The following is a 25,972-nucleotide window of genomic DNA, read 5'->3' as shown; positions in this document are numbered from 1 at the left end:
ATTCTACCGAACCGGGCTGAAATGTCAACGTTCGATTTTTCAAAAAAGCCTAGAAAAACCAAACCAAATCAGCGCCTTGCGCACTTCATACTGCCTGGCCGTTTGCGACGTCCCCGACAGCGGGTGCGTACTTTACCCACGCACCGACTCGAGCGCAACCCCTTTGTCGAAAAAAGATGACATCCGGATGACACCGATGCAAAAGCGCCCCGCAGACCGGGGCCTGCAGGGCGCTTCTAACTTCCAGCTCAAGTAGCGTGTGCGTCAGGTATCGTGTTTATCAGACGCTGCGTCCTGGTGCTTTTGCTGTACCGACTCATCGATGGAGGACGCCTTCTTGCTCTTGGAGTGACCACGGTATCGCCTCCAAAGGGCACCGAGCGGCCCAGACAGCGCATAGCTGCCAAAGAGTAGCAGCAACATAACCGAGGGCTCGACCGAAATCACAACAAAGCCAAGCACAATGGCCAGGAGTACCACGAACGGCACCGGCCCTTTAACGTCAATGTCCTTGAAACTGTAGTAGCGCACGTTACTGACCATCAGGATACCCATGGCCGCCACGACGATTGCCATGAACAACTTGAAGCCAAAGCCTTCGGCATTGAAGTTGTGGAAGGTCCATACAAAACCTGCGACGACGGCCGCCGCGGATGGGCTTGGCAGACCAATGAACCACTTCTTGTCGACGCTTCCGATCTGGACATTGAACCGTGCAAGGCGCAGGGCGGCACCGGCAACGAACACGAACGCCGCGATCCAACCAAGCTTACCGATGTCCTGAAGTGTCCAGCTGAACGCAACGATCGCCGGCGCCACACCGAACGACGTCATATCCGCCAGGCTGTCATACTCAGCCCCGAATGCGCTTTGGGTGTTGGTCATGCGCGCAACACGGCCATCAAAACCATCGAGCACCATCGACACGAAAATGGCGATCGCCGCTGCCGCGTAATCGTTATTAAGTGCAGCGACAACGGCAAAGAACCCTGAAAACAGCGCAGACGTCGTAAAGAGATTGGGCAGGAGATAGATCCCCCGGCGACGTACTTTCTGACCGCCCTCCACGACCTCTTCGATAACTTCCGAATCCTCCTTGAACTCGGAAAATGAATCTCGAGGTGCGGGCTGCTCATCGCCAGGAGGGCGATTATCATTTGTCATAACGTAGTAATCCTGTTGTTGACTCATTATTAATGATGCCATTAACAGACAGGCTAGACGACTCATCGCCAAATAGCCGCCTTCCAAACGCAATACGGGCGCCCTAAGGCGCCCGTATTGGTAGCAAGTGCTGTTGGGGATCAAACCCCTGATCAGTTCTTACTCTTGTCGACCAGCTGATTGGCCGCGATCCACGGCATCATGCCGCGAAGACGCTCACCGACCTGCTCGATGTCGTGCTCAGCATTGAGACGACGACGCGCGTGCATGGACGGATAGTTGGTGTTGCCTTCCTGAATGAACATCTTGGCGTACTCGCCGGACTGAATCCGCTTGAGCGCGTTGCGCATCGCTTCACGCGACTGCTCATTGATAACTTCAGGCCCAGTCACGTACTCGCCATACTCCGCATTGTTGGAGATGGAGTAGTTCATGTTGGCGATGCCGCCTTCATACATCAGATCAACGATCAGTTTCAGCTCGTGCAGGCACTCGAAGTAGGCCATTTCGGGCGCGTAACCCGCTTCGGTCAGCGTTTCGAAACCGGCCTTGACCAGCTCGACCGCGCCACCACACAGAACCGCCTGTTCACCGAAGAGATCCGTCTCGGTCTCATCGCGGAAGGTGGTCTCGATGATACCGGTACGACCACCGCCGATCGCTGCCGCGTAGGACAAGGCAGTGTTTTTCGCCTGACCGGACGCGTCCTGCTCGATTGCGATCAGGTCCGGGATACCGCCACCGCGTGTGAACTCGGAGCGAACGGTGTGGCCCGGTGCCTTCGGCGCGATCATGATGACATCAAGATCAGTGCGCGGAACGATCTGGTTGTAATGGATGTTGAAGCCGTGGGCGAACGCAAGCGTGGCGCCTTCTTTCAGATTCGGCTCGATGTCTTGCTCATAGATCGCCTTCTGGTTTTCATCAGGCGCCAGAATCATGACCAGATCCGCATCGGCGGCAGCACCGGCAACGCTTGCAACCTTAAGACCTGCACCCTCGGCCTTCGCCGCAGAAGAAGAGCCCTTGCGCAGCGCAACGGTCACGTCGACACCGGATTCCTTCAGGTTGAGTGCATGAGCGTGGCCCTGTGAGCCGTAACCTACGATAGCAACTTTCTTGCCCTGGATCAGCGACAGATCGCAGTCCTTGTCGTAATACACCTGCATGTCGAATTCCTTTAAATCAGAGGTTTGAAGATCGTGTCCGCGTTGAGCCCCCGGCTTCGGGGATGCGCCGTCTTTTGCAGCGCTTTGAATGCACTCTACCGCGCGCCGCTCATTGCGTAAAATGCTATATTTGCAAAGAAACGTTGCAGGAAATGCAAAATGGATTTCAAGACCCTCAAACACTTTCTAACCGTCGCCGATCACCTGAATTTCAGTCGGGCAAGCACTCAGTGCCACGTCAGCACCTCAACACTCAGCCGCTCGATTCGACACCTGGAAGATCAGCTGGGCGTGGCCTTGTTCGAGCGCGACAACCGTACCGTGCGCCTAACCAGTGCCGGCCAGCGCTTTCACCCGTTCGCGCGGGATACCCTCGAGCAATGGGACCTCTTGCGTCATACCCTGATGGAGGAGCACGCAACGCTCTTCGGGGAAATCAGCATCTATTGCTCGGTGACCGCCAGCTACAGCTTTCTGTACGAGCTCTTAAGCGAATTTCGCCTGAACTATCCGCGCATCGAGCTTAAATTGCATACCGGTGACCCGGCGGACGCGGTATCACGCATCCTGTCAGGCCTTGAAGACATGGCCATTACAGCACGACCAGACCGTCTGCCTCCGGCGCTTGCGTTCAAGTCGATCGCCCGTACCCCGCTATTGTTTATCGCGCCCAGGGAGCGGCCGGACTGGCTTGAGACGCGCATCGCCGATAGGCAGTGGGACAGGATTCCGATGATTCTGTCGGAATCGGGTCTTGCACGTGAGCGCATCGAGCACTGGTTTCGAGAACGCGGCACCAAACCCCACATCTACGCCCAGGTGGCGGGTAACGAAGCCATTGTCAGCATGGTAAGCCTTGGCTTTGGCGTCGGCATCGTGCCCGAAATGGTGCTCGAAAATAGCCCCCTGGCCGACCGGGTTCAGGCGCTGGACGTTCACCCGACACTCACTCCCTACGATGTCGGCCTGTGCGTCAATCAAAAGAAACTCAAAAACCCGCTGACCATGGCGCTCTGGTCCCAAGTCGCCTCGCCGGATGACACTCAGTAAGCCTTCTCGGTGAGCGCTTCTCCTCCGGCACACCCGCATCATTCAGACATAAAAAAAGCCGCTCACGATGAGCGGCTCAATAACTCGACAAGGCGTCAGCTCACACGCTGAGTACTTTCTCGCCGCGAGCGATTCCAGAAACCCCGGTGCGAGCCACTTCAAGAATGCCGACGGGCGCGACGGCGCTCAAGAACGCGTCGAGCTTGCTGGCATCGCCTGTGATCTGAACCGTGTAGATGCCCGGCGTAACATCGACGATCTGGGCCCGGAAGATGTCTACCGTGCGCTTGACCTCATCGCGCTGGGCGCCGTAGGCCTTGACCTTGACCAGCATCAGCTCGCGCTCGATGTGCGCGCCTTCGGTGAGATCCACCAGCTTGACCACGTCGATCAGCTTGTTGAGCTGCTTGGTGATCTGCTCGATGATGCGCTCGTCACCGGTAGTGGTCACTGTCAGGCGTGACAATGTCGGGTCGTCGGTCGGCGCCACGTTCAACGTCTCGATGTTGAAGTTGCGCTGAGAGAAGAGACCAACGGCACGCGACAGGGCGCCCGGTTCGTTTTCAAGCAAGATTGAGATGATATGGCGCATCAGGTTCGCTCCGTCTTGGAAAGCAGCATGTCGCGCATGGAGCCAAGAGGCACATGCATCGGATAGACGTGCTCGCGCGGGTCGACCTGCACATCCAAAAACACCAGCTCATGAGGATGCTTGAACGTTTCTTCGAGCGCGGCCTCCAGCTCCTCCGGCGTGCGCACCGTGATGGCGCGGAAGCCGTAGGCTCCGAGCAACGCCTCGAAATCCGGAAGTGACTCCATATAGGACTGAGCATGGCGGGACTTGTAGTTCAAATCCTGCCACTGGCGCACCATCCCAAGCGACTGGTTGTTCAAATTGACGATCTTGACCCCGATCCCGAACTGCTTACAGGTCGAGAGTTCCTGCATCATCATCTGAAAACTGCCCTCCCCGGTGAACAACACAACGTCGTCATCCGGGTAGTTCAACTTGATGCCCATGGCGGCGGGAAGCCCGAAGCCCATGGTGCCGAGACCGCTTGAGGACACCCAGCGGTTGGGCTGATTGAACTTGTAGTACTGACCGGCAAACATCTGGTGCTGACCAACATCGGTGACCACATAGGCATCGCCGTCGGTGGCCTTGTGCACCGCCTCGACCACCTGCTGCGGCTTCAGCGTCTCGCCCGGCCCGGCCGGCTCGTACAGCTTGCCATCGCGCTCGCCGCGCCACTGCTCGATGCTGGTCCACCACTCGTCGAGATCATCGCGATTTTCCTGCTCACGCTCGGAAATCAGCCCCAGCATGTCGTTGAGCACATGGTTGGCCGCGCCCACGATCGGTACATCGGCCCGCACGGTCTTTGAAATCGAGCTGGGATCGATGTCGATGTGGATGATCTTCGCGGTCGGACAGAACTTGGAAACGTTGTTGGTCACGCGGTCATCGAAGCGAACGCCGACGCCAAGAATCAGATCGGCGTGGTGCATGGCCATGTTGGCCTCATAGGAGCCGTGCATGCCGAGCCAGCCGAGTGACTGACGGTCGCCCTGCGGATAAGCACCCAGGCCCATCAGCGACGTCGTGACCGGCACATTCAAGCGCCTCGCCAGATCGGTCAATGCCTCGCTTGCCTTGCCGAACACAACACCGCCGCCTGCGAAGATGACCGGGCGCTTGGCCTTCAAAAGCAGCTCAACGGCCTTCTTGGTCTGACCGGTATGGCCCCGGGTCACCGGATTATAGGAGCGCAGCTTGACCTTCTTCGGATAGACGTACTCGTAGCGTTCGGTCGGCGCGGTCATGTCTTTCGGAATATCCACCACGACAGGCCCCGGACGGCCGGAACTTGCCAAGTAGAACGCCTTCTTGAGCACGGTCGGGATTTCTGAAGCGTGACGGATGGAGAAGCTGTGTTTGACGACCGGCCGAGTCACTCCGACGATGTCGGTTTCCTGGAAGGCGTCTTCGCCGATCAAATGGCTTGCAACCTGCCCACACAGGACGACCATCGGGATGGAATCCATATAGGCCGTTGCGATACCGGTAACGGCATTGGTCGCGCCCGGGCCTGAGGTGACCAGCACCACGCCCGGCTTGCCGGAAGCGCGCGCGTAGCCGTCAGCCATGTGCGTTGCGGCTTGTTCGTGACGAACAAGAATGTGTTTTACATCATCCTGGCGAAATAGCGCATCATAGATATGAAGCGCGGCTCCACCGGGGTATCCATATACATACTCAACGCCCTCATCCTTTAAGAAGCGGGCGATCATGTCGGCGCCAGAAAGCAGTTCCACAGGTAATTCCTCTAGGTTAGGTCTCGATCGCAATCACGGAGCGGTGCGCACCGGAGTTCGAGGGTGGCGTGGCCACCTGCCGTCGCCCGAGGCAAACGGCACCTGAATGTCAGACCTGACGTGCCGACCCGGATAGCGGTCAGCGAGCAGCGACGAAGGTCGGTTGGACCCTCGCGGGGCAGATGGATGGCGGCGTATACTGCGCCCTGCCCGAACCGTCTTTCGACAGGATATCAGTGGAGCCTGGCTCCACATTTACGTAAGCGACGAGGGTGGTTCGTCAACGCTTACGCCCGCAATCAGGAGCGCCCAAGATTCCACCAGGGAGCGGACCGTGTCAACCGCCGAGCGTTATCGAGCGTAACAGAGGTACTGACAGGGAATTTATCGTGTCAGCAGTGCGCCCTGCCGGTTCACTGTTATCATGATTGCCACGTTGGTTTAATACTGAAATTCAAAGCTGCCGGAGCGCTGATGGCGACTGACAAACAAAGCGGTAACGCGGCCCCTCAGCACGCACTGCATAAAACGACCCCTGCCCCACCCAAGCTCTGGGGCGATCTTTTTATGGACGTTCAGAACCGTCATCTCTTTGCCGACAGTAAAACGTTCGTCGATATGGTTCCGTCCCTGCCGCCTGAAACCGTGCTATCTCATTACCGGGCGATCAAGGAAAAGCATGGCCCGTTCAGCGATGAAGAGTTGAAAACGTTCATCGAGGCGCATTTCGTCGAACAGGACACCGAGCAGGATTACACCCCCGAGCCCGGCCAATCGATCTCCAAGCACATCGACCAGCTATGGCCGGTACTGACCCGGCATCTCGGTACGGACCTGAACCCGCACTCCTCACGCCTGCCGCTGCCGTACGACTACGTGGTGCCCGGCGGTCGATTCAACGAGGTCTATTACTGGGACAGTTACTTCACCATGCTCGGGCTACAGGTCAGCGGCCTTGATCGCACGGTACGGGAAATGACCGACAACTTCGCGTTTCTGATCGAAACCTACGGTCATGTTCCCAATGGCAACCGCACCTACTATCTGTCGCGCTCCCAGCCGCCGTTCTTTTCGGCCATGGTCGCCATGCGCGCATTGCACGAAGGCGATGGCATCTACCGGCACTACCTGCCGATGCTGGTAAAGGAATACAACTACTGGATGGATGGCGCGGATACGCTCCCGCCGGAGCAGTCTCATCGCCGGGTAATCAAGCTTTCTGATGGCACCCTGCTCAACCGCTACTGGGACGATGAAAACACGCCCCGCCCGGAATCGTTTCGAGAGGACATCCTGACCGCGCGGCATATTTCACGGCCTCACGAAGACGTCTGGCGCAACATTCGCGCCGCCGGTGAAAGCGGCTGGGATTTCAGCTCCCGCTGGCTGGCCGACGGTCATCATCTGGCAACGATTCGTACCATCGATGTCGCACCGGTGGATCTGAACTGCCTGATGTACCGCCTGGAGGCGATGATCGCCCGCGGTTTCGAACTCGAAGACAACATGACCCAAACCCGGTTCTATCAAGCGCGTGCCCGCAAGCGGCGCGACGTGATTCGCACCCTCTTCTGGGACGATGACGCCGGCTTCTTCCGCGACTATCTCTGGCACGAGCGCACACAGACCCAAAGCGTCAGCGGCGCCATGGCCTTTCCACTCTACGTGCAGGCCGCCACCACCGATCAGGCAGAACGCACCGCCCGCGCAATGGAGCGCCACCTGCTGGAACGGGGCGGGCTCAGCGCCACCAATCTGGAAACCGAAGAGCAGTGGGACAAGCCCAACGGCTGGGCACCCCTGCAGTGGGTCTCGGTGATCGGACTTCGTCACTACGGCCAGCGCGCGCTCGCGCGCGACATCGCAAGCCGCTGGATCGAAACCAACCTCGAGCGTTTCTGCGAGGAAGGCAAGCTGATCGAGAAATACAACGTGGTCGACAAGAAGCGGGCCGAAGGCGGTGAGTATCCCGCCCAGGACGGCTTCGGCTGGACCAACGGCGTACTGCGCGCACTGATGGACCTTTACCCCGACGTCGCCACCAACACCTGCTAGCCGCCCAAGCCGAGCATCGCGTCAAACCGATGCTCGATGACGCGGTACGCCTACTACTCATAGGCGATCATCACGCCCCTCAGAGCTGCGCGTCGTACGCTTAAAAAAACCCCGCCTAGGCGGGGCTTTTTATTACTCAATGCGGCACGGAAAGGCGTTGCGCTTACGCCGATTTTGTATGGAACGACAGCGCCTCGTCCTCGACATCCACCTCGATGGTGTCGCCCGGCCCGAAGCGCCCGGAGAGCAGCGCCTGCGCCAACGGGTTTTCGAGCTGACTCTGAATCGCACGCTTGAGCGGGCGGGCACCGTAGACCGGGTCAAATCCGGCCTCGGCCAGCTTCGCCATCGCCGCCTCCGAAACCTCGAGCGCCATGTCACGCTCCTTGAGGCGCTGACGCAGGCGGTCGAGCTGGATCGAGGCAATCCGCGCAATCTCATTTTTCGCCAGAGCGTGGAAGACCACGACTTCATCGATGCGGTTGATCAGCTCAGGCCGGAAGTGGTTACTGACCACGTCCATGACCGAGCGCTTCATCGCGTCGTAGTCGGATTCACCGCCGCCAAAGGCCTGAATGACGTCGCTGCCCATGTTCGAGGTCATGACCACTACGGTGTTACGGAAGTCGACCGTGCGCCCCTGGCCGTCGGTCAGTCGACCATCTTCCAGCACCTGCAACAGGATATTGAACACATCCGGGTGGGCCTTTTCGACCTCATCGAGCAGCAGCACCGAATAGGGCTTGCGGCGAACGGCTTCGGTCAGATAGCCCCCCTCTTCATAGCCGACATACCCCGGCGGCGCCCCGATCAACCGAGCCACGGAATGCTTCTCCATGAACTCGGACATATCGATGCGCACCATGGCCTCTTCGGTATCGAACAGGAAGTTGGCGAGCGACTTGCACAGCTCGGTCTTGCCGACCCCGGTCGGCCCGAGAAACAGGAACGAGCCATTGGGCCGGTTCGGGTCACTAATGCCGGCGCGTGAGCGGCGCACCGCATTGGAAACCGCCTCTACCGCTTCGTTTTGACCGATTACGCGCTCATGCAGCGCCTCTTCCATGCGCAGCAGCTTGTCGCGCTCGCCTTCGAGCATCTTGGCCACCGGAATGCCGGTCCAGCGTGACACCACCTCGGCAATTTCTTCCTCAGTCACATTGGAGCGCAGCAGGTGCAGCGGCGTCTGCTCGGCTTCGCCGGCCTCGCTGATCTTGCGCTCAAGCTCTGGAATCCGGCCGTACTGAAGCTCGGACATTTTCCCGAGATCGCCCTGACGCCGCGCGGTCTCAAGCTCGATACGAGCCTGCTCGAGCTCGGCCTTGTACTGGGCCGCGCCCTGAAGACTCGCTTTTTCGGCGGTCCAGACCTCATCGAGGTCGGCGTATTCACGCTCGAGTTCACCGATGGTGGTCTCAAGCGTTTCGAGCCGACGACGGGAGGCTTCATCGGTCTCTTTCTTGAGCGCTTCGCGCTCGATCTTGAGCTGAATCAGGCGCCGTTCGAGCCGGTCCATTTCCTCGGGCTTGGAATCCATCTCCATGCGAATGCGCGAGGCGGCCTCATCGATCAGATCGATAGCCTTGTCCGGCAGCTGCCGGTCGGTAATGTAGCGCGTGGAAAGCTTGGCCGCCGCGATAATCGCCGAATCGGTAATATCGACGCCGTGATGGACCTCGTAACGCTCTTTCAACCCGCGAAGAATCGCGATGGTGTCTTCTTCGGACGGCTCATCGACCAGTACTTTCTGGAAGCGACGCTCGAGCGCGGCGTCTTTTTCGATGTCCTGGCGATATTCATCAAGGGTGGTCGCGCCCACGCAGTGAAGCTCACCGCGGGCAAGCGCGGGCTTCAGCATGTTGCCGGCGTCCATCGAGCCTTCGGCCTTGCCCGCACCGACCATGGTGTGCAGCTCGTCGATGAAGAGAATCACACGACCCTCTTCCTTTGAGAGCTCATTGAGCACGCCCTTGAGGCGCTCCTCGAAATCGCCGCGGTACTTGGCCCCGGCCAGCAGCGCACCGAGATCAAGCGACAGAACACGCTTGTTCTTGAGCCCTTCCGGCACTTCGCCATTGACGATACGACTGGCAAGCCCCTCGACAATGGCGGTCTTGCCCACACCAGGCTCACCGATCAGGACCGGGTTGTTCTTGGTGCGGCGCTGAAGCACCTGAATGGTTCGGCGAATTTCCTCGTCTCGACCGATCACGGGATCAAGCTTGCCACTGGCGGCGCGGGCGGTCAGGTCGGTGGTGTACTTCTCGAGCGCCTCGCGGGTCTCTTCAGCGGATGCGTCATCGACCGTCTCGCCGCCTCGAAGCTGATCGATCGCGGCGCGCACGTGCTTGGCGTCGAGCCCGGCCTGCTTCAAGAGCTTGCTGACGTCGTGCTTCATTTCAAGCGCGGCCACCAGCACCAGTTCGCTGGCGACGTACTGATCGCCGCGGCCTTGCGCCTCGCGGTCGGCCAGATTCAGAAGCTGGCCGAGCGACTGGCTCATGCCGACGTTGCCGTCGAACTGGCTGACGGTCGGCAGGTTATCAAGGTGCGATTCCAGCCCGCGGCGTACCTGGTCGGGGTTGCCACCGGCCTTTTGAATCAGCGATTTGAAGCCGCTGTCACGCGCATCAAATAACGCGCTCAGTACATGGGCGGGCTGCAGCTCGTTATGGCCCCGCCCAACCGCGAGCGATTGAGCGTCGGCGAGTGCGTTTTGAAGCTTGCTGGTCAGTCGATCCATTCTCATGAGTCATCCTCCAGGCATCTGGGCTCAAGTGGCTCGAAAGCCCCTGAATCAGCGATGCCGTTTAGTTCAATGATGACTCATAGATAGTGGCGAACCGATGGATTTCAAGGTAGGTCGCGCTAAAAAACCCGGACAGCCTGGCTCAGCGTGCCAGCCAGATGACGCTTGCCATGCGGCCGGTGACGCCGTCACGGCGGTAGGAATAGAACCGCTCGTCGGAGGCGGTACAAAAGTGCCCGCCGCTGATGCGATGCACCCCGAGCCCGGTCAGACGCTGTCTGGCCAGCTTATAGAGATCACCCATGTAATGCTTGAGCCGATACGGGCTTGGATCAAACGCCTTGAACGCCTCGGGCTGTACCTCGAGAAACGCCTCACGCACCTCTTCGCCCACTTCGAACTGCGCGTTCGAGATGGCAGGACCGAGCCAGACCAGAAGATCCGCCGGATCAGCCTCGAACGCCTCGATGGCCGCTTCAATCACGCCGTCACGCAGGCCGCGCCACCCGGCATGAACCACCGAGACCTGCGTGCCGGCGCCATCGCAGATGAACAGCGGCAGGCAATCAGCGGTCATCACTGCACAGGCGTACTCGGCATCATAGGCGATGGCAGCGTCGGCTTTTGGCGCGGTCTCGAACCGGCGCTGAACGGTGGTGCCGTGCACCTGATCGAGCCAGAGTATCGGTCGGTCATCACCGATCTCATCGCTGATCAACTGGCGGCAAAGCGAGACGGTCTCTGCGTCATCGCCGACGTGCATGGCCGGGTTGAAGGCCGTGTACGGCGTCCGACTTGGCCCGGTTTCCCGCGTGGTCATGAACGCGCCCACGGTGCTGGGCGCCTCCCATTCGGGCAGCAACAGGGTCGGTCGGGAGGGGATCATGACGCGTATTCTTCCGTGTCGGTTCGAAGGTGATGCAGCAAGATCTGCATGTCATCCGGCAACTCGGCTTCGATCGTCACCGGCTCGCCGTGATCCGGGTGCTCGAAGCTCAAGCGCCGCGCATGAAGCGCCTGTCGATTGAAGCCGCGCAGCGCCTCCTTGAGCGCGTCACTTGCACCGGCTACCTGCTTAAGCCGGCCACCATAGACCGGATCACCTACCAGCGGGTGGTGCACATGGGCCATGTGAACGCGGATCTGGTGCGTTCGACCGGTCTCGAGCCGGCAGCGTACGTGCGTATGGCCACGAAAACGCTCCTGAACGCGGTAATGCGTCACGGCCGGCTTGCCTGCGCTGACCACAGCCTGGCGCTTGCGGTCCTTCGGGTGGCGCCCGATGGGCTGGTCGACGTGGCCCCCGGCGATCATCGGGCCATTGACGATGGCGTCGTACTCACGCGTGACCGTCTTGGACTGAAGCTGCTCCACCAGCGAGGTCTGAGCCTGCAGCGTTTTCGCAACGACCATCAGCCCCGTGGTCAGCTTGTCGAGTCGATGCACGATGCCGGCTCGGGGCAGCTGGGTAAGCGAGGGGCAGTGATGAATCAGCGCATTCAACAGCGTGCCATCGTAGTTGCCCGCCGCCGGATGCACCACGAGCCCCGAGGGTTTGTTGATCACCAGGACACTGTCATCTTCGAAACGAATATCAAGTTCGATGGCCTCCGGCGTCCAGTCGCCCTGAGGCGCCAGCTCAGCATTGATGATCAAGGATTCGCCGCCCTGTACCTTCGATTTGGGCTTGGCCGGCGCCCCATTGCACAAAAGGGCCTGTTCGTTGATCCACTGCTTGAGACGCTGGCGAGAGAACTCGCTGAACAGCTCCGCCGCCGCCTGATCCAGACGCCATCCCATCATTTCGTCCGGTACCGTCCGGTCGCGCTCTATCTTATCGGCCATCCACTCTCCCGGGCGTCGATGCCCTAAGGTGTCTTATCATCAAGTGATGCTTTATAGTACCCGATCAAAGCCCGAGGGCTTGACGGATCATCGCGGCGAAGTCTATCACGCCCATCAAGAAATGCCCGATATGAGGAAAATGATGCGCGCCATTTCTCTGAGTGTACTCGCGTTGACGCTGGGCCTGCTGGCCGGTTGCGCAGGCGACGGCAACAAGCAGACTCAGGACGCTCCTGAGCAACAACTTTATCAACAAGCCCAGAAGGCACTCGACGATGGGCGCTATTCGGCAGCAGTCAACTATCTGGAAGCGCTGGACAGCCGCTACCCGTTCGGTGACTACGCCGAGCAGGCTCAGCTCGAGCTGATCTACGGCTACTACCAGGTCGAGAACTGGGATCAGACCCGCGCCGCAGCCAGCCGCTTCATTCGTCTGCACCCGGACAACGCTCAGGTCGATTACGCCTATTACCTGCGCGGCCTCGCGGCCTGGGAGGCCGGCCGGTTCAGTCTTGAGGGCCTTGACCTGATCGACATTTCAAAACGCGATCTCGGCGCGACTCGGGATGCCTACGTCGATTTCGGCGAGCTGGTTCGTCGCTTCCCGGATAGCCCCTACGCTCCCGATGCCCGTCAGCGCATCATTTATCTTCGAAACGTGCTGGCTCGAAACGAACTGCAGGCCGCCGATTTCTATCTGCGCAAAGAGGCCTACACTGCGGCGGTCAAGCGCGGTCAGTGGGTTATCGATCATTACCCGCAGACACCGGCCACACGCGATGCGCTTGCGGTCATGGTGGAAGGCTACTTGGGCCTTGGCATGAAGGATCGCGCAAGAGAAGTTCTGACCGAGCTGATCAAAAACGATCCGAAAAACGATCGACTGCGAGGCGACACGTTCGTGCCACGCTACGTTGATGCCAAACCGCTGAAAGCGCATGGCGCTGGCTGATTGCTGCCCGGGCCAATAAAAACCCCTGCCTAGGCAGGGTTTTTTATGCAAGCAGAAACAGATTCAATTGCCGGGCTGCCAGCCGTTGACGATCGGGTAGCGCCGGTCGCGGCCAAAGCCTCGCCGGGTCACACGTACGCCTGGCGGGGCCTGACGACGCTTGTATTCGTTACGATCGACCAGACGAATGGTGCGCTCGACATCGTCATACTGATATCCGCGCCCAACGATGGTTTCAAGGCTCTCATCGCCCTCGATGTAGCAGCGAAGAATCCCATCGAGTACGTCGTACTCCGGCAGGGAGTCGGAGTCCTTCTGATCCGGCGCCAACTCAGCCGACGGCGGGCGCGTAATCACCCGATCGGGAATCATCTCGCCGTCGCCCTGCTGATTACGCCAGCGCGCCAGTCGATACACCCAGGTCTTGTAGACGTCCTTGAGCGCGTTATAGCCACCAACCATGTCTCCATAAAGGGTGGCGTAGCCGACCGCCATTTCGCTCTTGTTGCCTGTGGTCAGTACCATCAGGCCCTTCTTGTTGGAGATCGCCATCAACAAGACGCCACGGCAGCGCGACTGAAGGTTTTCCTCGGTTGTGTCGCGCGCAAGGCCTTCGAAGCTTTGCGACAGCGTCTCGGTAAAGGCCTCGACCATCGGCGCGATCGGCATAACGTCATACTCGACCCCAAGCGCCCTGGCCTGCTCGGCGGCGTCTTCTCGCGAAATTTCGGCGGTGTAGTGATAGGGCATCATGACCGCGTGCACTCGATCAGCGCCCAGCGCATCGACCGCGATGGCAAGCGACAGGCCCGAATCGATGCCGCCTGAGAGCCCGAGTACTACCCCCTTGAACCCGCTTTTATTGACGTAGTCCCGCACGCCGGAGACCAGTGCGCAGTAAAGCGACTCTTCATCCGTGGGCCAGGGGTAACGCTCACCGGAAAGCGCCACGACACGCTCATCGCGCCGCTCGAATTGTACCGGCATGATTCCCACTTCCCAGGCCGGCGCCTGGGCGACGGTGTCACCGTCTGCATCGAGCGCAAACGAGGCCCCATCGAACACCAGCTCATCCTGACCACCGATCTGGTTGACGTACACGATACTGGCGCCGGCCTGACGGGCGCGCTGGCTCATCAGCGCCACACGCTCTTCGAACTTGTCGACGTGGTAAGGCGAGCCATTGGGGGACAGAATGATATCGACACCCTGATCCTTGATCTGCTCGATGGGGCCGTCATCCCACAAATCCTCACAGATCAGAAGCGCCAGTCGCGCTCCCTTGAACTCGAACACGCACGGCGCGTTGCCTGGCTCGAAATAGCGCTGCTCGTCAAAGACCAGGTAGTTGGGCAGGGCCTGCTTGCGGTATTCATGAAGCCACTGCCCCCCGTACAAAGCACCGGCGACGTTATAACGCTTGCCGTCTCTTAGAGCAGGGTAGCCGATCACGACCAATACATCGGAGGCCATCTGCGCGGCCATGGTGTCAAGCGCTTCCTCGACCCGTGCGTGCATCGAATCACGCAGTAGCAAATCTTCAGGGGGATAGCCCGTCAAGAACAGCTCGGGCAGCACGACGATATCGGCGTTGTGTTCGATTCGCGCCTCGCGCACACCCTCGATGGCCTTCAGGGCGTTGCCTCTGACGTCGCCGACCAGCGGATCGAGCTGGGCCATGACCACAGTCAACGACGTCGCATCCGATGGGGTTGAATACTCTTGATTCATGAACAACCTTTCTTTTATTCCCGAGGCGCGTTGCGCCGACTACATGGCTCGCGCCCGAACGTCACGCTCGGTCTGAGTAGCGGTCATTCGGACAGCTGTTTGATAACATGGGCTCATTGTACGCATTGTGAACGGTGACCTACCAAGGAATATCATGGCACGCTTTCTGATCCTTCTTGCGCTTATATGGCTTGGTTTCATGGCCTATCGCGCACTCAAGCGCAAAACGCGGTCGCTCAAGGCGTCAAATCCGGCCGCCCATTCGAATCAGGAGCACCGCATGGTGCGTTGCGCTCAGTGCCAGCTGCACATACCGGAACCGGACGCCGTACGTCAGGGGGCGGATCACTTTTGCTGTCAGGCGCATCGGGTACAGTACCTGCAACGAAACGATCGGCACTAGGCAATGGCGCAGTTCTTGAGCGCCGTGTGATACGACGTCGGATCCACACAGCAGGGATCCCCCGTCATCTGTTCGACCAATAAACGGCTGGCCCCCGGCGCCAGAACCACGCCGTTTCCGAAGTGGCCGGCGTTCACCCAGAGGCCCTTGATGTCGGCAACCGGCCCGATATGGGGAATGCTGTCTGGCGCCCCCGGTCGCAGGCCCGCCCAGTGGTGGACCACCGGGCAGTCGCCCAACGCTGGAAAAAGGTCGAGCGCCTGATCGAACAGTAGCGCGCGGGCCTGCTCGCTCGGCGTCTTGTCAAAGCCCACCTCTTCAAACGTGCTGCCGACAAGCACATGCCCATCCCGCCTTGGAATGGCATAAAACCCGTGCGAGAGCACCACGTGGGATAGGAATTCGGGCGAGGCCTTGAACAACAGCATCTGTCCCTTGACCGGGTACACCGGCAAGGTGATGCGATTGGCCGCCAGCAGCTCCCCGCTCCAGGCACCACTACACACCACCACGTCGCCGGCGCTTAAAAGTGAATGCGAGGTTTCCACGCCGACCGCCTGGGATTGATCGATGCGCACGCGCTTTACGTCGACGCCTTCAAGCAAGCGTACATGAGGCGATTCCTGCGCCCAGCGCCTAAGCGCCTGACCAAGCCTTGGCGTTCTGAGACTACCAAGACCCGGCATGAAGACACCGCTGTCATAGCGGTGGGACAAGGTGGGCAGCGACGCCTCGATGGGCGGGCCTTTCTGCGGCAACACTGTGGCAGAAAGCGCGCTGGCCCACTCAAGAATATCGTCGGTGTTATCGACATCGATGTAGTAGATGCCAGGCCGGGAAAATTCGGGGTCAATACCGGTCGCCTCCGTCAGTGCCGTGACCACCCCCGGATATTCGGCGATCGAGTGGCGTGCCAGTTCATTGACGCAGCGCCGGTATTTCCAGGGGTAAAGCGGTGAAACGATGCCGCCGCCGGCCCAGGAGGCCTCGCGTGCACAGTCCTGGCGGTCGATTACCGTCACGCTGGCGCCTGCCTCCACCAGATACCTGGCCGTCATAAGGCCTGAGACACCGCCGCCGATAACCACTACATCACTCAATTAAACGCCCCTAATATAAAATGTTGATTTTCACCGTTGCACGACAACGCGGCTTCTCGTTGATGTCCTGTCTGTGTGCGCTCGCGCTCGCAGGACTGCTCACTGCACTTAGTCTAGCGCAGATGGAAACGACGACGGAGCGGGAGATTGAGGCCGAAATAACGACGCTGAGTCGGCTGCTCGCCGTCGCAAGGCAGAGTAGCCAAGCCACACAGCACAGCGTCAGAGTGTGTGGCAGCGCCGATGGAGCGCATTGTCAAACGAACGTGGACTGGCAGACGGTATTGGTCGTAAATCGGGGGACGGATCAGATCATTGCACGGCACACATTTTCAGAGCGGGTGCAGGTGCGATGGCGCGGGTTTCGCCGCACGCTCGATTATCACCCGCTCCCCTGGCGTCAGGCCTTGAATGGCCGATTTTTCATTTGCCCCGCAACACCGAAGGCGCAGGCCGTACCTTACGCGCTAATACTCAACGCCATGGGCCGGCTTCGCCGTGAACGGGACATACACACGTCATGTGGTGATCTGTGACGCCATCTCGCCTGGCAGCGCCATTGGCACCGGCGCCTGAATGAAATACCCCTGGGCGTAATTAATCCCGATATGAGAAAGCGCGCGATAGAGCTCGGCGCTTTCGACATACTCCGCCACCGTCATGGCCTTGATTTGATCGGCTACACGCTGTATCGACTCGACAATGACTCGGTCGAGTGGGCTGTCCAGCAGATGCTTCACGAACGCGCCATCGATCTTGATGATGTCGACCTCGAACTGCTGGATATAGCTGAAGGAGCTCACACCACTCCCGAAATCGTCAAGGGCGATGCGACACCCGCGCGCTCGAAGCCTGAGAATCAGCGCACGGGCTCGATCAATATGATTGACCAGTGCCGTTTCGGTCAGCTCGAACACGATACTGGAAGGTGGCAATTGAGTCTGATCGAGCACGGTGGCGAGAAACTCGGGAAAGCTCGGATCGTTCAAGGATGCACCCGACAGGTTAATGCTCACCCCAACATCCCGGTCAGAAAGCGAAGCACCTCGCTCAATCAACACCGTACGAATGACCCAGCGGTCGACCGAAGGCATCAGCCCGAACTGCTCCGCCACTGGAATGAACAGCCCCGGCGCGATCAAGGTGCCATGGCAATCACGCATGCGCAAAAGCACTTCGATATGATCCCGATGCAGACCGTCCAAGCAACGAATCGGCTGCTCGTAGAGAACAAAGCGCTCCTTGGCGAGCGCTTCTCGCATCTCGGCCGCTACACTCATTTCCTCGGCGTGGCGCTCCACCGCAAGCTCGCCCGGTTCGAAAACACTCAAACGGTTGCCACCGTTTCGCTTTGAGCTGTGGCTTGCGATGTCGGCCTTGCTCAGTAACTCACTGACGGTATGGCTGCCCTCCTTGAACATCACCATTCCCATACTGGACGAGGCGTCGTATAGCCGCCCTTGCCAACTGAACACATGCTCATGAAGACTCTCGAGCAGTGACTCAGCAAACTGGCGCGCCTGATGCGTATCCTTGAACGGTCTCATCACACCGAACTCATCGCCGCCCAGCCGAGCGAGCACCGCCTGATCACCAGCAAGCGTCTTAAGCTTCACCGCCACCTCGCAAAGCAGTCTGTCACCAGCGATGTGCCCGGCCAAATCGTTGACCAGCTTGAAGCGGTCGATATCCAAAACGATCAGGGCGCGCACCTGATCCACGCCCGCCTCGCGCCCCTCATCGGCCTCCAAGCGCTCCTCGAGCGCACGCTGAAGTCGCCGTTTAAAGCCGGCTCGGTTGAGGGTACCGGTCAAGGCGTCGTGATCGTGGCTGTGGTTGAGCTGCTGCTGCAAAACGGTTGAATGGGTCACATCCTGCAGGGTAATCACGGCGCCGGCGAACTCACCCTCGAAACTTCGTATCGGCGACACCTTGCCCCGCACCGACAGTTGCTCCCCGAACTGATTTTTGAACGCTATCGGTGAATCCACGACCTGCATATGCCCACGCTCGGCGCAGCGGATAAATGGATGCACCGAGTCACTCGGGGCAATCTTTAACACATCGACGACATCAGAGCCTGCGACCTTATCAAACGCACACCCGATCAGCCGCTCGGCAGCGGGATTCATGAACATGATCCGCCCATTTCCATCGACCGTGATAACGGCATCCTCGATCGAAAACAGGGTCGTTTTCAGACGTTCCTTCTCTTCTTGAGCAGAGCTGATCAATTGCTCACGTTCGAGATGGAACTGCTTTTCCTGGGTAATCTGCACAAAGGTGCCACACACGAGCACCGTGTTGCCAAACCGAGCCAGACTCCCCTTGGCTCGAATCCATTCATAGTCTCCACGCGCATTCAGCACCTGATACTCGCACTGATAATAGCCATCCCGGCCGTCGATGTGGCGCGCCAATGCCCGCTCGACGCGGGCAATGTCTTCGTGTTTGACGAACGAAAGCCACTGGGCCCAGGTCAAGTGCGACCCAAGCCCTTCATATCCGAGCGCCCGCGGCGCATCGGTTGTATAGCGGATCGACCAGTCTTTCGGGTTCAGCCACCAGACACTACACCCACTGCCTTCGAGCGCGGCTTTCCAACGTTGTTCTCTGGAAGCATCGAGCCGTAAACGCGTCTGAAAAAGCGCCGCGCAACTAAGGCACAGTGTGATGAGCACCAGGCAAAGGGACCAGACAAGTGTGGCAGGCGAAAGGTGCATAACCGTCTCTAAATCAATGAATCTGCGCATGCCGACCCGAGAGTTCATCAGGCCCGCCGAGCGAGTGAGAAAGACACACAATGACTTATTAATTAAAATTAACTAATTAAAAAGTGGTACTTCCTAGAGCTGCGCATTATCCATACTAATGGCTAATTTTTCACTCCCTGTACCAATACCCAGGAAAGGTCACCATCTGATTGAGTACGCCTCCCTGCTCAGTGACCTTATCCGAAGCCTCGACCTTCTTGAAAAGTTCGGATACGACCGTGCCGTCAACCCCCGCCAAAAAGGTCGCCTGCTCGGTCACCAGCGTTTCCGGCGGCGTCTGAATGAAGTCCCCAACTTTCGTCTGAGCGGCCCGTACGGTGAATACACCATTCTTTTTGGTAAGCGTCACGATGTGAAGCTGGGTCGACCCCGAGGCGGGTGTGCATATACTCAGGGCGTTGGAGGGCACATACGACGTAAAAAGCAGCGAATCCGCCACCAGCACGCCCCTTGAAAACACTTTCTCACCGACGCTATCGAACAGAAGCTTCCAGCCCGCACCCAGCGTGTTGCTGGTTACTTCGGTTTCCTCATCCTGGTCCTCCATTAATATCGTAAGGTCGCTGTCGCGTATCGGAGCCGCCAATAGCGAGTCTTTCAGAAGCTCGGTCACGTTCAGCAAATAGAGCCTGTTTTCGGTCGCACTCGACTGAGGCCGTGCCCGGTTGCCACTGCCGAGCACCAAAAGATCTACAGCATCGCCCTCAAGCGTGGTCCGCCAGAGAACAGGCGCTGCAAAGAAGCGCCGATCGTTGCTCGCCGAGCCACCTCGGTCACGCCCAAGAGCGGCAATACGCTCTATACGCCATTCGCTGGTTTCACGCGCGCTGACGTCTCCCATCCAGACATTACCTCCGGTATCGCCGAAAAACAGCCGGTCCGTCACACCATCTCCATTGCTGTCCACGGTTAAAATGTCGGAAGGCACGCTGTTGGCAAGTGTTGGCGAAGATAGATGCTTGATCAGCGCGCCTGTCAAAGCGTCAACGACATAGACGCCTCGACCGCGCGCGTCATCGGTGCCAACCCCGTCGGCATCTTTGTTCGGGTCATAGCCACCACCGAATACGAAAACCTTTCTGGTCGTGCCTTCGCCGTTGCCGTTGCCGTTGCCGTTGCCACGGGTATTGGCTGCAGAAAAAATGGCAGGGATCAGCCCTGACCAGCTTTGACCGAGCTCGCTGAACCCCTTTTGGCTGGGCGAGATATGAAAGGCCAGTGTCGGCGGCGATTCAGGCTCACTGACGTCAAGCGCGTAATACTCGAACCCGCCTCGGCGCATGCCGACGGTCAGTCGTGTCGTGAAGGCGCCATTGCCATCGGGCAACGTGAACCGGGTCAGCGGGCCGTCGAGCCCATAGCGGCCGGCCTGACTGAACGTCTCCCCCTTTGGGGTCAAATACGCAGCCGGCAGGTTCAGCATTCGGTAGACGGCCATGTCGCTCATCGACGATGGCCAGAACGCCCAGCGTTCAGCGCCGCTGTTGCCATCGAAGGCATGCACCATGCCCTCGTTGGTGGCCGCAAACACGGTTGAGATGCAGTTGCTGCCAGGGCAGCCATAGTTAATCGCAAGCGGTGAAGAGTGAAGGATGTCCCCCATCAACCAGGGGCGTACGTTGTCCGTGCGGTTGGTGGCGTTTTCACCGGTGACGTCCTTGCCGATCAACCAGTCCACCACATCCTGCTGGCTGTAGAATGTCTCTCGAAGTTTGGATGCGACCGCAGAGCTCAGGGTCAAGGCGCCCTGACCGAGCGTTGCCAGAGACTGCAACCCGCCGCTACCGGTATCGGTATAGATAGCCCTGGCCGTCGACGTGTACACGTATTCTTCCGAACGTTTGAACCGGTCTCGAAGCCGGGCGCCAACACCACCGCTTTCGACCGCCGTAGAGGGGCTGTAGAGCGAAGGCGTCCAGGCTTCGGCGCTGTCATTGACTGAGCCGCTGAGTGTGTCGTATTCGAACTTCTTGAGATTACCGGTCCAACGCTGACTGGGCTTGGGCTGAAAGAGCGGCTGATAGACCACCGAGTCATTCACGAACCCATCGGCGCTTGCCACCGTGACCACCCCCTTCTGATCCGGCTTTAGCCCCAGGATCGAGGTCACGATAGCCGTAAACGCCTGGGTCAGTTCGTCTTCATCGTTGGCGGTGAAATAGCCTTTCGAGATGCTATCGGGCGTTGTTGCTGCATCTTCGAGGAGCTTTTGCTCGGTCGTGAAACCGACGGTAAAGGTGTAGGCGTGCTGTGTGCCTTCAAGCGCTGTAGAAAGGTCGGTGGTGGCTAGATACTCGGTCAGCGTCGGCAGACAGTTCTCAGCGAGAACGTTCTCATTGCTGTTGACCGGATTGATCGTCGTATATCGGCCACAGGACTTGCCCGTTTCGGACTTGATTGCTGCATTGGCGCGCGTGTCCCACTGAGGAAACCCATCGGTCACGTACACCACATACACGTTTTCGCACATGCGAAGCGGTGAACGGTACCGAACGCCCGCGGAGGTGCTGATCAATGCATTACCATCGACATTCGGCGTATCGGCCGAGGCTTTATCAAGACCGAATATCGGCGCCGAACCGGTAAAGTAGCGATACACCTCATACATGGTCTCGCACAATGGCGTCGAGGTTTGCGGTATTAGCGTATTGATTGTATTCAAAAGCGCCTGTCGGGAACTGGCACTTTGTTGATTGTCCGGACTCAACGCACGCACGATGCGCCCACCATTATGGCGATTCTCAACGGCGTATCGTCCGCTCATCGAGCACCAGGAGTCCGTGCAGTAGACATCGGCGGCGTTATTGTTGAATACGCTCAGGCCAAAGTTGATGTTGGGGTAGTTAGCTACCAGCCGTTGAACGACCTCCTTGCCGATCTCCATGCGGGTCTTACCAGAATTCGGCACTACGGTCGCCATACTGCCGGAGTTATCGAAGACGATCATGACCTGGGGCTGGCCAGAGACGTATTCCGGCAGATAGATGCTGGTGTCATCGGCCTTGACGACCTGGGCCATTACCAAAACCCATAAGAGCGTGATCATGACCCGCATTGGGTGTTCTCCTGTGTGTTCAGGGTGCGCATGTCCAGCGACTGCCGACTGCCTGCGCCCGGCGTCGACACCACCATGCCCTGGTGCAAGGTATACGGCGCCTGCCCGTCGCCATCGCCGCCGTTCACCTCGATATCGACCACCCGCCGCAGCACCGTCGTGGTATCGCTGCCCATGGCGCGAAGCTCGGCGCTTGAGGCGCACGTCAGCACCTTGTTCACAAGCGTCACCGAATGCCCGCTGTCTTCGGTGAATCGCTCACCCAATGCCAGCGCCAAGAGCGCCGTTCGATTGGCCTGGCTCCATGTACTCCCCAGTCGTACGGCCAGGCGCCCGTTGGTGTCCTGAAAGTTATCCACGCTCTCTTGGGTCCGGTGCGACAACGATAGGCCCAGAACGCCGCTCTTGCTGAGTGTGGCGCCAAGAAGCGCCAGCCCGAACAGCAAAATCATCGCCATCATCAAGACGAACCCGCGCTGTTTTTTCATGGCGCCACCTCGCCGAACGCCCGGCGGCTTTGAACATTGCCGAGCGCAACCGTGGTAGAAAACACGCGCCGTACTCGGCTGTCCTCAGGCGGTGCATAGAAAACCTCGCCTAGACGTAGCGTGGGTTGCGCGCGTAAAAGGCTTCGGTCGAGCGGCGCACTTTGAACCACCACAAAAAGCGTCGCGCTGACGGCCTGACGGGCCTGTTCGCTCGACAAGGCGCCGGTCGCCACACGGTCAGGCCTGCCATCGGCGTTGGTGTCGAGCCCCCATTCAAGCCGCAAGAGCTCCACCCCTGGGGCCACTTCGGTCATGCGGTAGGTCGACTCGGTCAGAACGCCCATGTAAAGCGCCGGGCGCGCGGTCTCGAACGCGCCGGTGCAGGCCGTGCGACGCCCCTGCCCGTCCTCGCAGATCTGGCGGACGGCAAAGGCAAGCGCCCGATAGCTCCAAAGCTCACGGGGCTTGGCCCCGTTTACGGCGCCACAGTCATTGACCTCGTTCAAGGAAAGTTGCAGGCAGGCGCCCTTGCTGGCCAAGTGCAGGGTGGCCCCTCCCGCATCCGAGGTGTCGGCGTAGCGGAGCATCAGGGCATCCGAAGCGGGCGCGGCAGAAGACGCTCGATAGTTCGTCGGCACCAGCGCGCAGCCGGGACTCTTGCACGGCGACGGCCCACTCCAGATCGGCAAGGGACCAAGCCTGTCGCTGTAGCCGGCTCTGGCCTCGTCGATTAATTGATCGTCGGCCGAAGTAAAACTTCCTTCGAAGCTTGCTTCCCAGGCAAAGCCCCAGAAGCCGGCACGCTTTAATTGATCAGCAAGAAAATGCGTCGTAAACCGGCCGGTCTCCTGAACCTGCGTCACGGCCTGCTGATAGCGAAAGTCCCGCGCCGATTGAAGATAAAACCCGATCAGAGCCGTGGTCAGTACGCTTCCGATCAGCAGCGCAATCATCAGCTCGATCAATCCGGCGCCCTGCTGACGCTGACGGCTCATGGCGTCACCACCGCGCTTTCAATTCGAACGGCCCGCCGTCCCGAGGAAATCACGTCACGACCACAGTCGGTGAGTGTGACATCACCCCCGCCACTGCCCTGCCACACAACGTCTGCCGTGACGCGTTGGTCGGACACAACAATGCAGGCCCTGCCTTCGGGCAGGCCGTCAAGCATGGAGGTAGCCCCCTCGCGCTGAAGCTGTTGGTCGATATCCCACAGGTCACGCTTTGCCCAGTCACCTGCCGAGCACGCGCTGGCGGTACACTCGACACGCCCACGAGCACCGCTTCCGAGCACGGGGTCGGTGGATTCACCGACGTTATAGATTGCGAGCGCCTCGGCACTTGGGTTGGCGCGCACCCGCTCGACAATGCCTTCGGCCAGAAGCGTTGCCCGAGTTCGGCTAAGCGCGGCGTCGCTGGCTCTGAGCGAGTTGAGTTGAAGGGCCACCGCGCCCATCACGCCGATGCTGACGATGACCAGCGTGACAAGCACTTCGATCAGAGTGAAGCCACGCTGGGTCGCGTGAGAATGGGTCATAATCTCTCCATGCGCGCAAGCGGATGCCTGCTGAAACGTCATAGGAGATTAACGGCGTGAGAACGCGCGCCTTGATGCATGAAAAAAGGGCTCGAATGAGCCCTTTGAGGAATAACCGAGCCGGGTCAGGCCTGACGTTTTCGCTTCTTCATCAGAGCCTGCTTGAGCGACTGCGGCGAGGGCACGATCAGAAATCCGAACGACACCGCCCCTTCGCGGGTACTGGTCGAGTGATGAAGCCGATGCGCCTCGATGCGATGGCGCCAGAACGCACGTCGGCGATTCAAGGGCACACGAAACCGACGATGCACAAGACCATCATGAAACACGAAGTAGATGACCCCGTAGCCCGTCACACCGAGGCCTAATGCCAGGGCCCAGCCATAGCCGGCTTCGGTGCCGAGATAGATCAGAACGATCGCCGGCAGCGCAAAAAACACCGCGAACAGGTCGTTGAGTTCAAAAACGCCCTGGCGCTCACGGTGATGCGAGCGATGCCAGCACCACAGTACGCCGTGCATGATGAAGCGGTGAGTGAACCAGGCCACGAACTCCATGCCGACCAATCCGATGAAAAAAAAGATCAGAAACTCTAGCACGCCGCCCATGTTCCACCCCGTTATCAGCTGCTGGCAATGACCCGCTCGCGAAGCTCTTTCGGCATCGAGAACCGAATGGTTTCTTCCTGACCAATCAGCTCATCAGGCGACTGCGCCCCCAGCGTCTTGAGGCGTTCGATCACCCCTTCGACAAGCACCTCGGGCGCGCTGGCCCCGGCCGTGATGCCGATCACGGCGCCGCTTTCGAACCAGCTTTCCTCGATCTGCTTTGCATCGTCGATCAGGTACGCGGGCGTGCCCATGCGCTCGGAAAGCTCACGCAGTCGGTTGGAATTGGAGCTGTTTGGGCTGCCCACCACCAGCACGACGTCGCTCTGTTCGGCCAGTATACGAACCGCGTCCTGCCGGTTTTGCGTTGCGTAGCAGATGTCGTCCTTGCGCGGCCCTTCGATGTTGGGGAAAGTCTCTCTGAGCGCATCGATGACCCTGGAAGTGTCGTCCATCGAGAGCGTTGTTTGAGTCACGAACGATAGATTATTCGGGTCGTTAACCTTGAGCGTTCGGGCATCGTTTTCGTCTTCGACGAGATAGATACGCCCACCATAACGCTCGTCATAACGGCCCATGGTGCCCTCGACCTCAGGGTGACCTTCATGACCGATCAAGATGCATTCGCGCCCACGCTTGGCGTAGCGCAACACTTCCATATGCACCTTGGTCACCAGTGGGCAGGTCGCATCGAAGATCTTGAGTCCGCGTCGGTCCGCCTCGTCCTGCACGGCCTGGGAGACACCATGCGCCGAGAAGATCACGATGACGTCGTCGGGCACCTCATGAAGCTCCTCGACGAACACCGCGCCCCGGTCTCGCAGTGAATCGACCACAAACTTGTTGTGGACGACTTCGTGGCGTACATAGATCGGAGCGCCGAAGACATCGAGCGCCCGATTGACAATATCGATCGCGCGATCAACCCCTGCGCAGAACCCACGCGGGTTGGCCAGTTTGATCTGCATCGGTTGAG

General features: G+C 59.3%; 22 protein-coding genes. 6 read left to right on the top strand and 16 right to left on the bottom strand.

The features are described 5' to 3' along the window. On the top strand, window positions 1–256 hold a 256-nt coding region (locus NAT23_RS13090; protein WP_251929000.1), incomplete at its 5' end, for a hypothetical protein. An 8-nt stretch (window positions 257–264) separates the two neighbouring features. Here the strand turns inward: NAT23_RS13090 and pssA are convergent. Both pssA and ilvC read right to left on the bottom strand, forming a co-directional pair. Beyond that, the gene (pssA, locus tag NAT23_RS13085; protein ID WP_251928997.1) at window positions 265–1,164 is read right to left on the bottom strand and encodes a CDP-diacylglycerol--serine O-phosphatidyltransferase; all 900 of its coding nucleotides are present in this window, start codon (window positions 1,162–1,164) and stop codon (window positions 265–267) included. Between the two features lie 152 nt (window positions 1,165–1,316). Next, complete coding sequence (gene ilvC / locus NAT23_RS13080; protein ID WP_251595475.1) at window positions 1,317–2,333, bottom strand: ketol-acid reductoisomerase; 1,017 nt, start codon at window positions 2,331–2,333, stop codon at window positions 1,317–1,319. A gap of 159 nt (window positions 2,334–2,492) precedes the next feature. Between ilvC and ilvY the strand changes: the two genes are divergently transcribed. Beyond that, entirely contained in the window at window positions 2,493–3,383 is an 891-nt protein-coding gene (gene ilvY / locus NAT23_RS13075) for an HTH-type transcriptional activator IlvY (RefSeq protein ID WP_251928995.1), read from the top strand. Between the two features lie 100 nt (window positions 3,384–3,483). Here the strand turns inward: ilvY and ilvN are convergent, their stop codons facing one another. Together ilvN and NAT23_RS13065 are read right to left on the bottom strand one after the other, a co-directional pair. Continuing rightward, window positions 3,484–3,975 carry an acetolactate synthase small subunit gene (gene ilvN / locus NAT23_RS13070; RefSeq protein ID WP_251595471.1) on the bottom strand — a complete coding sequence of 164 codons (492 nt, stop codon included), beginning with the start codon at window positions 3,973–3,975 and terminating at the stop codon, window positions 3,484–3,486. Continuing rightward, window positions 3,975–5,699 carry an acetolactate synthase 3 large subunit gene (locus tag NAT23_RS13065; protein ID WP_251928993.1) on the bottom strand — a complete coding sequence of 575 codons (1,725 nt, stop codon included), beginning with the start codon at window positions 5,697–5,699 and terminating at the stop codon, window positions 3,975–3,977. Before NAT23_RS13065 ends, ilvN begins: the two co-directional genes overlap by 1 nt. 186 nt (window positions 5,700–5,885) lie before the next feature. Here NAT23_RS13065 and treF point away from each other — a divergent pair, with 186 nt between their 5' ends. Then, complete coding sequence (gene treF / locus NAT23_RS13060) at window positions 5,886–7,754, top strand: alpha,alpha-trehalase TreF (RefSeq protein ID WP_286010039.1); 1,869 nt, start codon at window positions 5,886–5,888, stop codon at window positions 7,752–7,754. Window positions 7,755–7,917: 163 nt separating this feature from the next. Here treF and clpB read toward each other — a convergent pair whose 3' ends face one another. From clpB to rluD, 3 genes are all read right to left on the bottom strand, one after another. Then, window positions 7,918–10,503, bottom strand: a complete 2,586-nt coding sequence (gene clpB, locus NAT23_RS13055; RefSeq protein ID WP_251928989.1) for an ATP-dependent chaperone ClpB — start codon at window positions 10,501–10,503, stop codon at window positions 7,918–7,920. 142 nt (window positions 10,504–10,645) lie between these two features. Next, window positions 10,646–11,389 (bottom strand): peptidoglycan editing factor PgeF, encoded by a 744-nt coding sequence (gene pgeF / locus NAT23_RS13050; protein ID WP_251928987.1) that lies wholly within the window; start codon window positions 11,387–11,389, stop codon window positions 10,646–10,648. Further along, a complete protein-coding gene (gene rluD / locus NAT23_RS13045) occupies window positions 11,386–12,348 on the bottom strand; it encodes a 23S rRNA pseudouridine(1911/1915/1917) synthase RluD (RefSeq protein WP_251928985.1) in 963 nt (320 codons plus the stop codon). Before rluD ends, pgeF begins: the two co-directional genes overlap by 4 nt. Window positions 12,349–12,478: 130 nt before the next feature. On the opposite strand from rluD, the gene NAT23_RS13040 reads away from it, so the two are divergent. Then, a complete protein-coding gene (locus NAT23_RS13040; protein WP_251928983.1) occupies window positions 12,479–13,300 on the top strand; it encodes an outer membrane protein assembly factor BamD in 822 nt (273 codons plus the stop codon). Window positions 13,301–13,363: 63 nt separating this feature from the next. Here NAT23_RS13040 and NAT23_RS13035 read toward each other — a convergent pair whose 3' ends face one another. Further along, entirely contained in the window at window positions 13,364–15,031 is a 1,668-nt protein-coding gene (locus NAT23_RS13035) for an NAD+ synthase (protein WP_251928981.1), read from the bottom strand. A gap of 154 nt (window positions 15,032–15,185) precedes the next feature. Between NAT23_RS13035 and NAT23_RS13030 the strand changes: the two genes are divergently transcribed. Continuing rightward, entirely contained in the window at window positions 15,186–15,434 is a 249-nt protein-coding gene (locus tag NAT23_RS13030) for a PP0621 family protein (protein WP_251928979.1), read from the top strand. On the opposite strand, the gene thiO is transcribed toward NAT23_RS13030, so the two are convergent. Beyond that, on the bottom strand, window positions 15,431–16,534 hold the full coding sequence (thiO, locus tag NAT23_RS13025) for a glycine oxidase ThiO (protein ID WP_251928977.1): 1,104 nt from the start codon (window positions 16,532–16,534) through the stop codon (window positions 15,431–15,433). The genes NAT23_RS13030 and thiO overlap by 4 nt on opposite strands. A 20-nt stretch (window positions 16,535–16,554) precedes the next feature. On the opposite strand from thiO, the gene NAT23_RS14815 reads away from it, so the two are divergent. Continuing rightward, window positions 16,555–17,070, top strand: coding sequence for a GspH/FimT family pseudopilin (locus tag NAT23_RS14815; RefSeq protein ID WP_350028338.1), 516 nt, complete (start codon window positions 16,555–16,557; stop codon window positions 17,068–17,070). On the opposite strand, the gene NAT23_RS13020 is transcribed toward NAT23_RS14815, so the two are convergent. The 7 genes from NAT23_RS13020 to ispH form a co-directional block, all read right to left on the bottom strand. Continuing rightward, window positions 17,053–19,257 (bottom strand): EAL domain-containing protein, encoded by a 2,205-nt coding sequence (locus NAT23_RS13020; RefSeq protein WP_251928975.1) that lies wholly within the window; start codon window positions 19,255–19,257, stop codon window positions 17,053–17,055. The genes NAT23_RS14815 and NAT23_RS13020 overlap by 18 nt on opposite strands. A 160-nt stretch (window positions 19,258–19,417) precedes the next feature. After that, complete coding sequence (locus tag NAT23_RS13015; protein WP_251928973.1) at window positions 19,418–22,363, bottom strand: PilC/PilY family type IV pilus protein; 2,946 nt, start codon at window positions 22,361–22,363, stop codon at window positions 19,418–19,420. Further along, window positions 22,351–22,851, bottom strand: coding sequence for a hypothetical protein (locus NAT23_RS13010; RefSeq protein WP_251928972.1), 501 nt, complete (start codon window positions 22,849–22,851; stop codon window positions 22,351–22,353). Before NAT23_RS13010 ends, NAT23_RS13015 begins: the two co-directional genes overlap by 13 nt. After that, window positions 22,848–23,846 (bottom strand): PilW family protein, encoded by a 999-nt coding sequence (locus NAT23_RS13005; RefSeq protein WP_251928970.1) that lies wholly within the window; start codon window positions 23,844–23,846, stop codon window positions 22,848–22,850. Before NAT23_RS13005 ends, NAT23_RS13010 begins: the two co-directional genes overlap by 4 nt. Then, window positions 23,843–24,388 (bottom strand): type IV pilus modification protein PilV, encoded by a 546-nt coding sequence (gene pilV / locus NAT23_RS13000; RefSeq protein WP_251928968.1) that lies wholly within the window; start codon window positions 24,386–24,388, stop codon window positions 23,843–23,845. Before pilV ends, NAT23_RS13005 begins: the two co-directional genes overlap by 4 nt. A gap of 125 nt (window positions 24,389–24,513) precedes the next feature. After that, complete coding sequence (locus tag NAT23_RS12995) at window positions 24,514–24,996, bottom strand: sterol desaturase family protein (protein WP_251928966.1); 483 nt, start codon at window positions 24,994–24,996, stop codon at window positions 24,514–24,516. A gap of 14 nt (window positions 24,997–25,010) precedes the next feature. After that, a complete protein-coding gene (gene ispH / locus NAT23_RS12990; RefSeq protein WP_251929004.1) occupies window positions 25,011–25,964 on the bottom strand; it encodes a 4-hydroxy-3-methylbut-2-enyl diphosphate reductase in 954 nt (317 codons plus the stop codon). Window positions 25,965–25,972 lie beyond the last annotated feature (8 nt).

The organism is Larsenimonas salina (genome assembly GCF_023736155.1).
GTDB classification, from domain to species: Bacteria; Pseudomonadota; Gammaproteobacteria; order Pseudomonadales; family Halomonadaceae; genus Larsenimonas; species Larsenimonas salina.
Note: the sequence above shows the minus strand (reverse complement) of the source record. Positions and strands in the feature narration are given on the sequence as shown.

Excerpts from the sequence above, each read along its gene's own strand:
- ilvY (WP_251928995.1), top strand. The coding sequence starts at position 2,493 with ATGGATTTCAAGACCCTCAAACACTTTCTAACCGTCGCCGATCACCTG.
- NAT23_RS14815 (WP_350028338.1), top strand. The coding sequence starts at position 16,555 with ATGTTGATTTTCACCGTTGCACGACAACGCGGCTTCTCGTTGATGTCC.
- treF (WP_286010039.1), top strand. The coding sequence starts at position 5,886 with ATGGCGGCGTATACTGCGCCCTGCCCGAACCGTCTTTCGACAGGATAT.
- NAT23_RS13030 (WP_251928979.1), top strand. The coding sequence starts at position 15,186 with ATGGCACGCTTTCTGATCCTTCTTGCGCTTATATGGCTTGGTTTCATG.
- pssA (WP_251928997.1), bottom strand. The coding sequence starts at position 1,164 with ATGACAAATGATAATCGCCCTCCTGGCGATGAGCAGCCCGCACCTCGA.
- NAT23_RS12995 (WP_251928966.1), bottom strand. The coding sequence starts at position 24,996 with ATGGGCGGCGTGCTAGAGTTTCTGATCTTTTTTTTCATCGGATTGGTC.
- clpB (WP_251928989.1), bottom strand. The coding sequence starts at position 10,503 with ATGAGAATGGATCGACTGACCAGCAAGCTTCAAAACGCACTCGCCGAC.
- NAT23_RS13005 (WP_251928970.1), bottom strand. The coding sequence starts at position 23,846 with ATGAGCCGTCAGCGTCAGCAGGGCGCCGGATTGATCGAGCTGATGATT.
- NAT23_RS13040 (WP_251928983.1), top strand. The coding sequence starts at position 12,479 with ATGAGGAAAATGATGCGCGCCATTTCTCTGAGTGTACTCGCGTTGACG.
- rluD (WP_251928985.1), bottom strand. The coding sequence starts at position 12,348 with ATGGCCGATAAGATAGAGCGCGACCGGACGGTACCGGACGAAATGATG.
- NAT23_RS13035 (WP_251928981.1), bottom strand. The coding sequence starts at position 15,031 with ATGAATCAAGAGTATTCAACCCCATCGGATGCGACGTCGTTGACTGTG.
- NAT23_RS13010 (WP_251928972.1), bottom strand. The coding sequence starts at position 22,851 with ATGAAAAAACAGCGCGGGTTCGTCTTGATGATGGCGATGATTTTGCTG.
- pgeF (WP_251928987.1), bottom strand. The coding sequence starts at position 11,389 with ATGATCCCCTCCCGACCGACCCTGTTGCTGCCCGAATGGGAGGCGCCC.
- ilvN (WP_251595471.1), bottom strand. The coding sequence starts at position 3,975 with ATGCGCCATATCATCTCAATCTTGCTTGAAAACGAACCGGGCGCCCTG.
- ilvC (WP_251595475.1), bottom strand. The coding sequence starts at position 2,333 with ATGCAGGTGTATTACGACAAGGACTGCGATCTGTCGCTGATCCAGGGC.
- pilV (WP_251928968.1), bottom strand. The coding sequence starts at position 24,388 with ATGACCCATTCTCACGCGACCCAGCGTGGCTTCACTCTGATCGAAGTG.
- NAT23_RS13015 (WP_251928973.1), bottom strand. The coding sequence starts at position 22,363 with ATGCGGGTCATGATCACGCTCTTATGGGTTTTGGTAATGGCCCAGGTC.
- NAT23_RS13020 (WP_251928975.1), bottom strand. The coding sequence starts at position 19,257 with ATGCACCTTTCGCCTGCCACACTTGTCTGGTCCCTTTGCCTGGTGCTC.
- ispH (WP_251929004.1), bottom strand. The coding sequence starts at position 25,964 with ATGCAGATCAAACTGGCCAACCCGCGTGGGTTCTGCGCAGGGGTTGAT.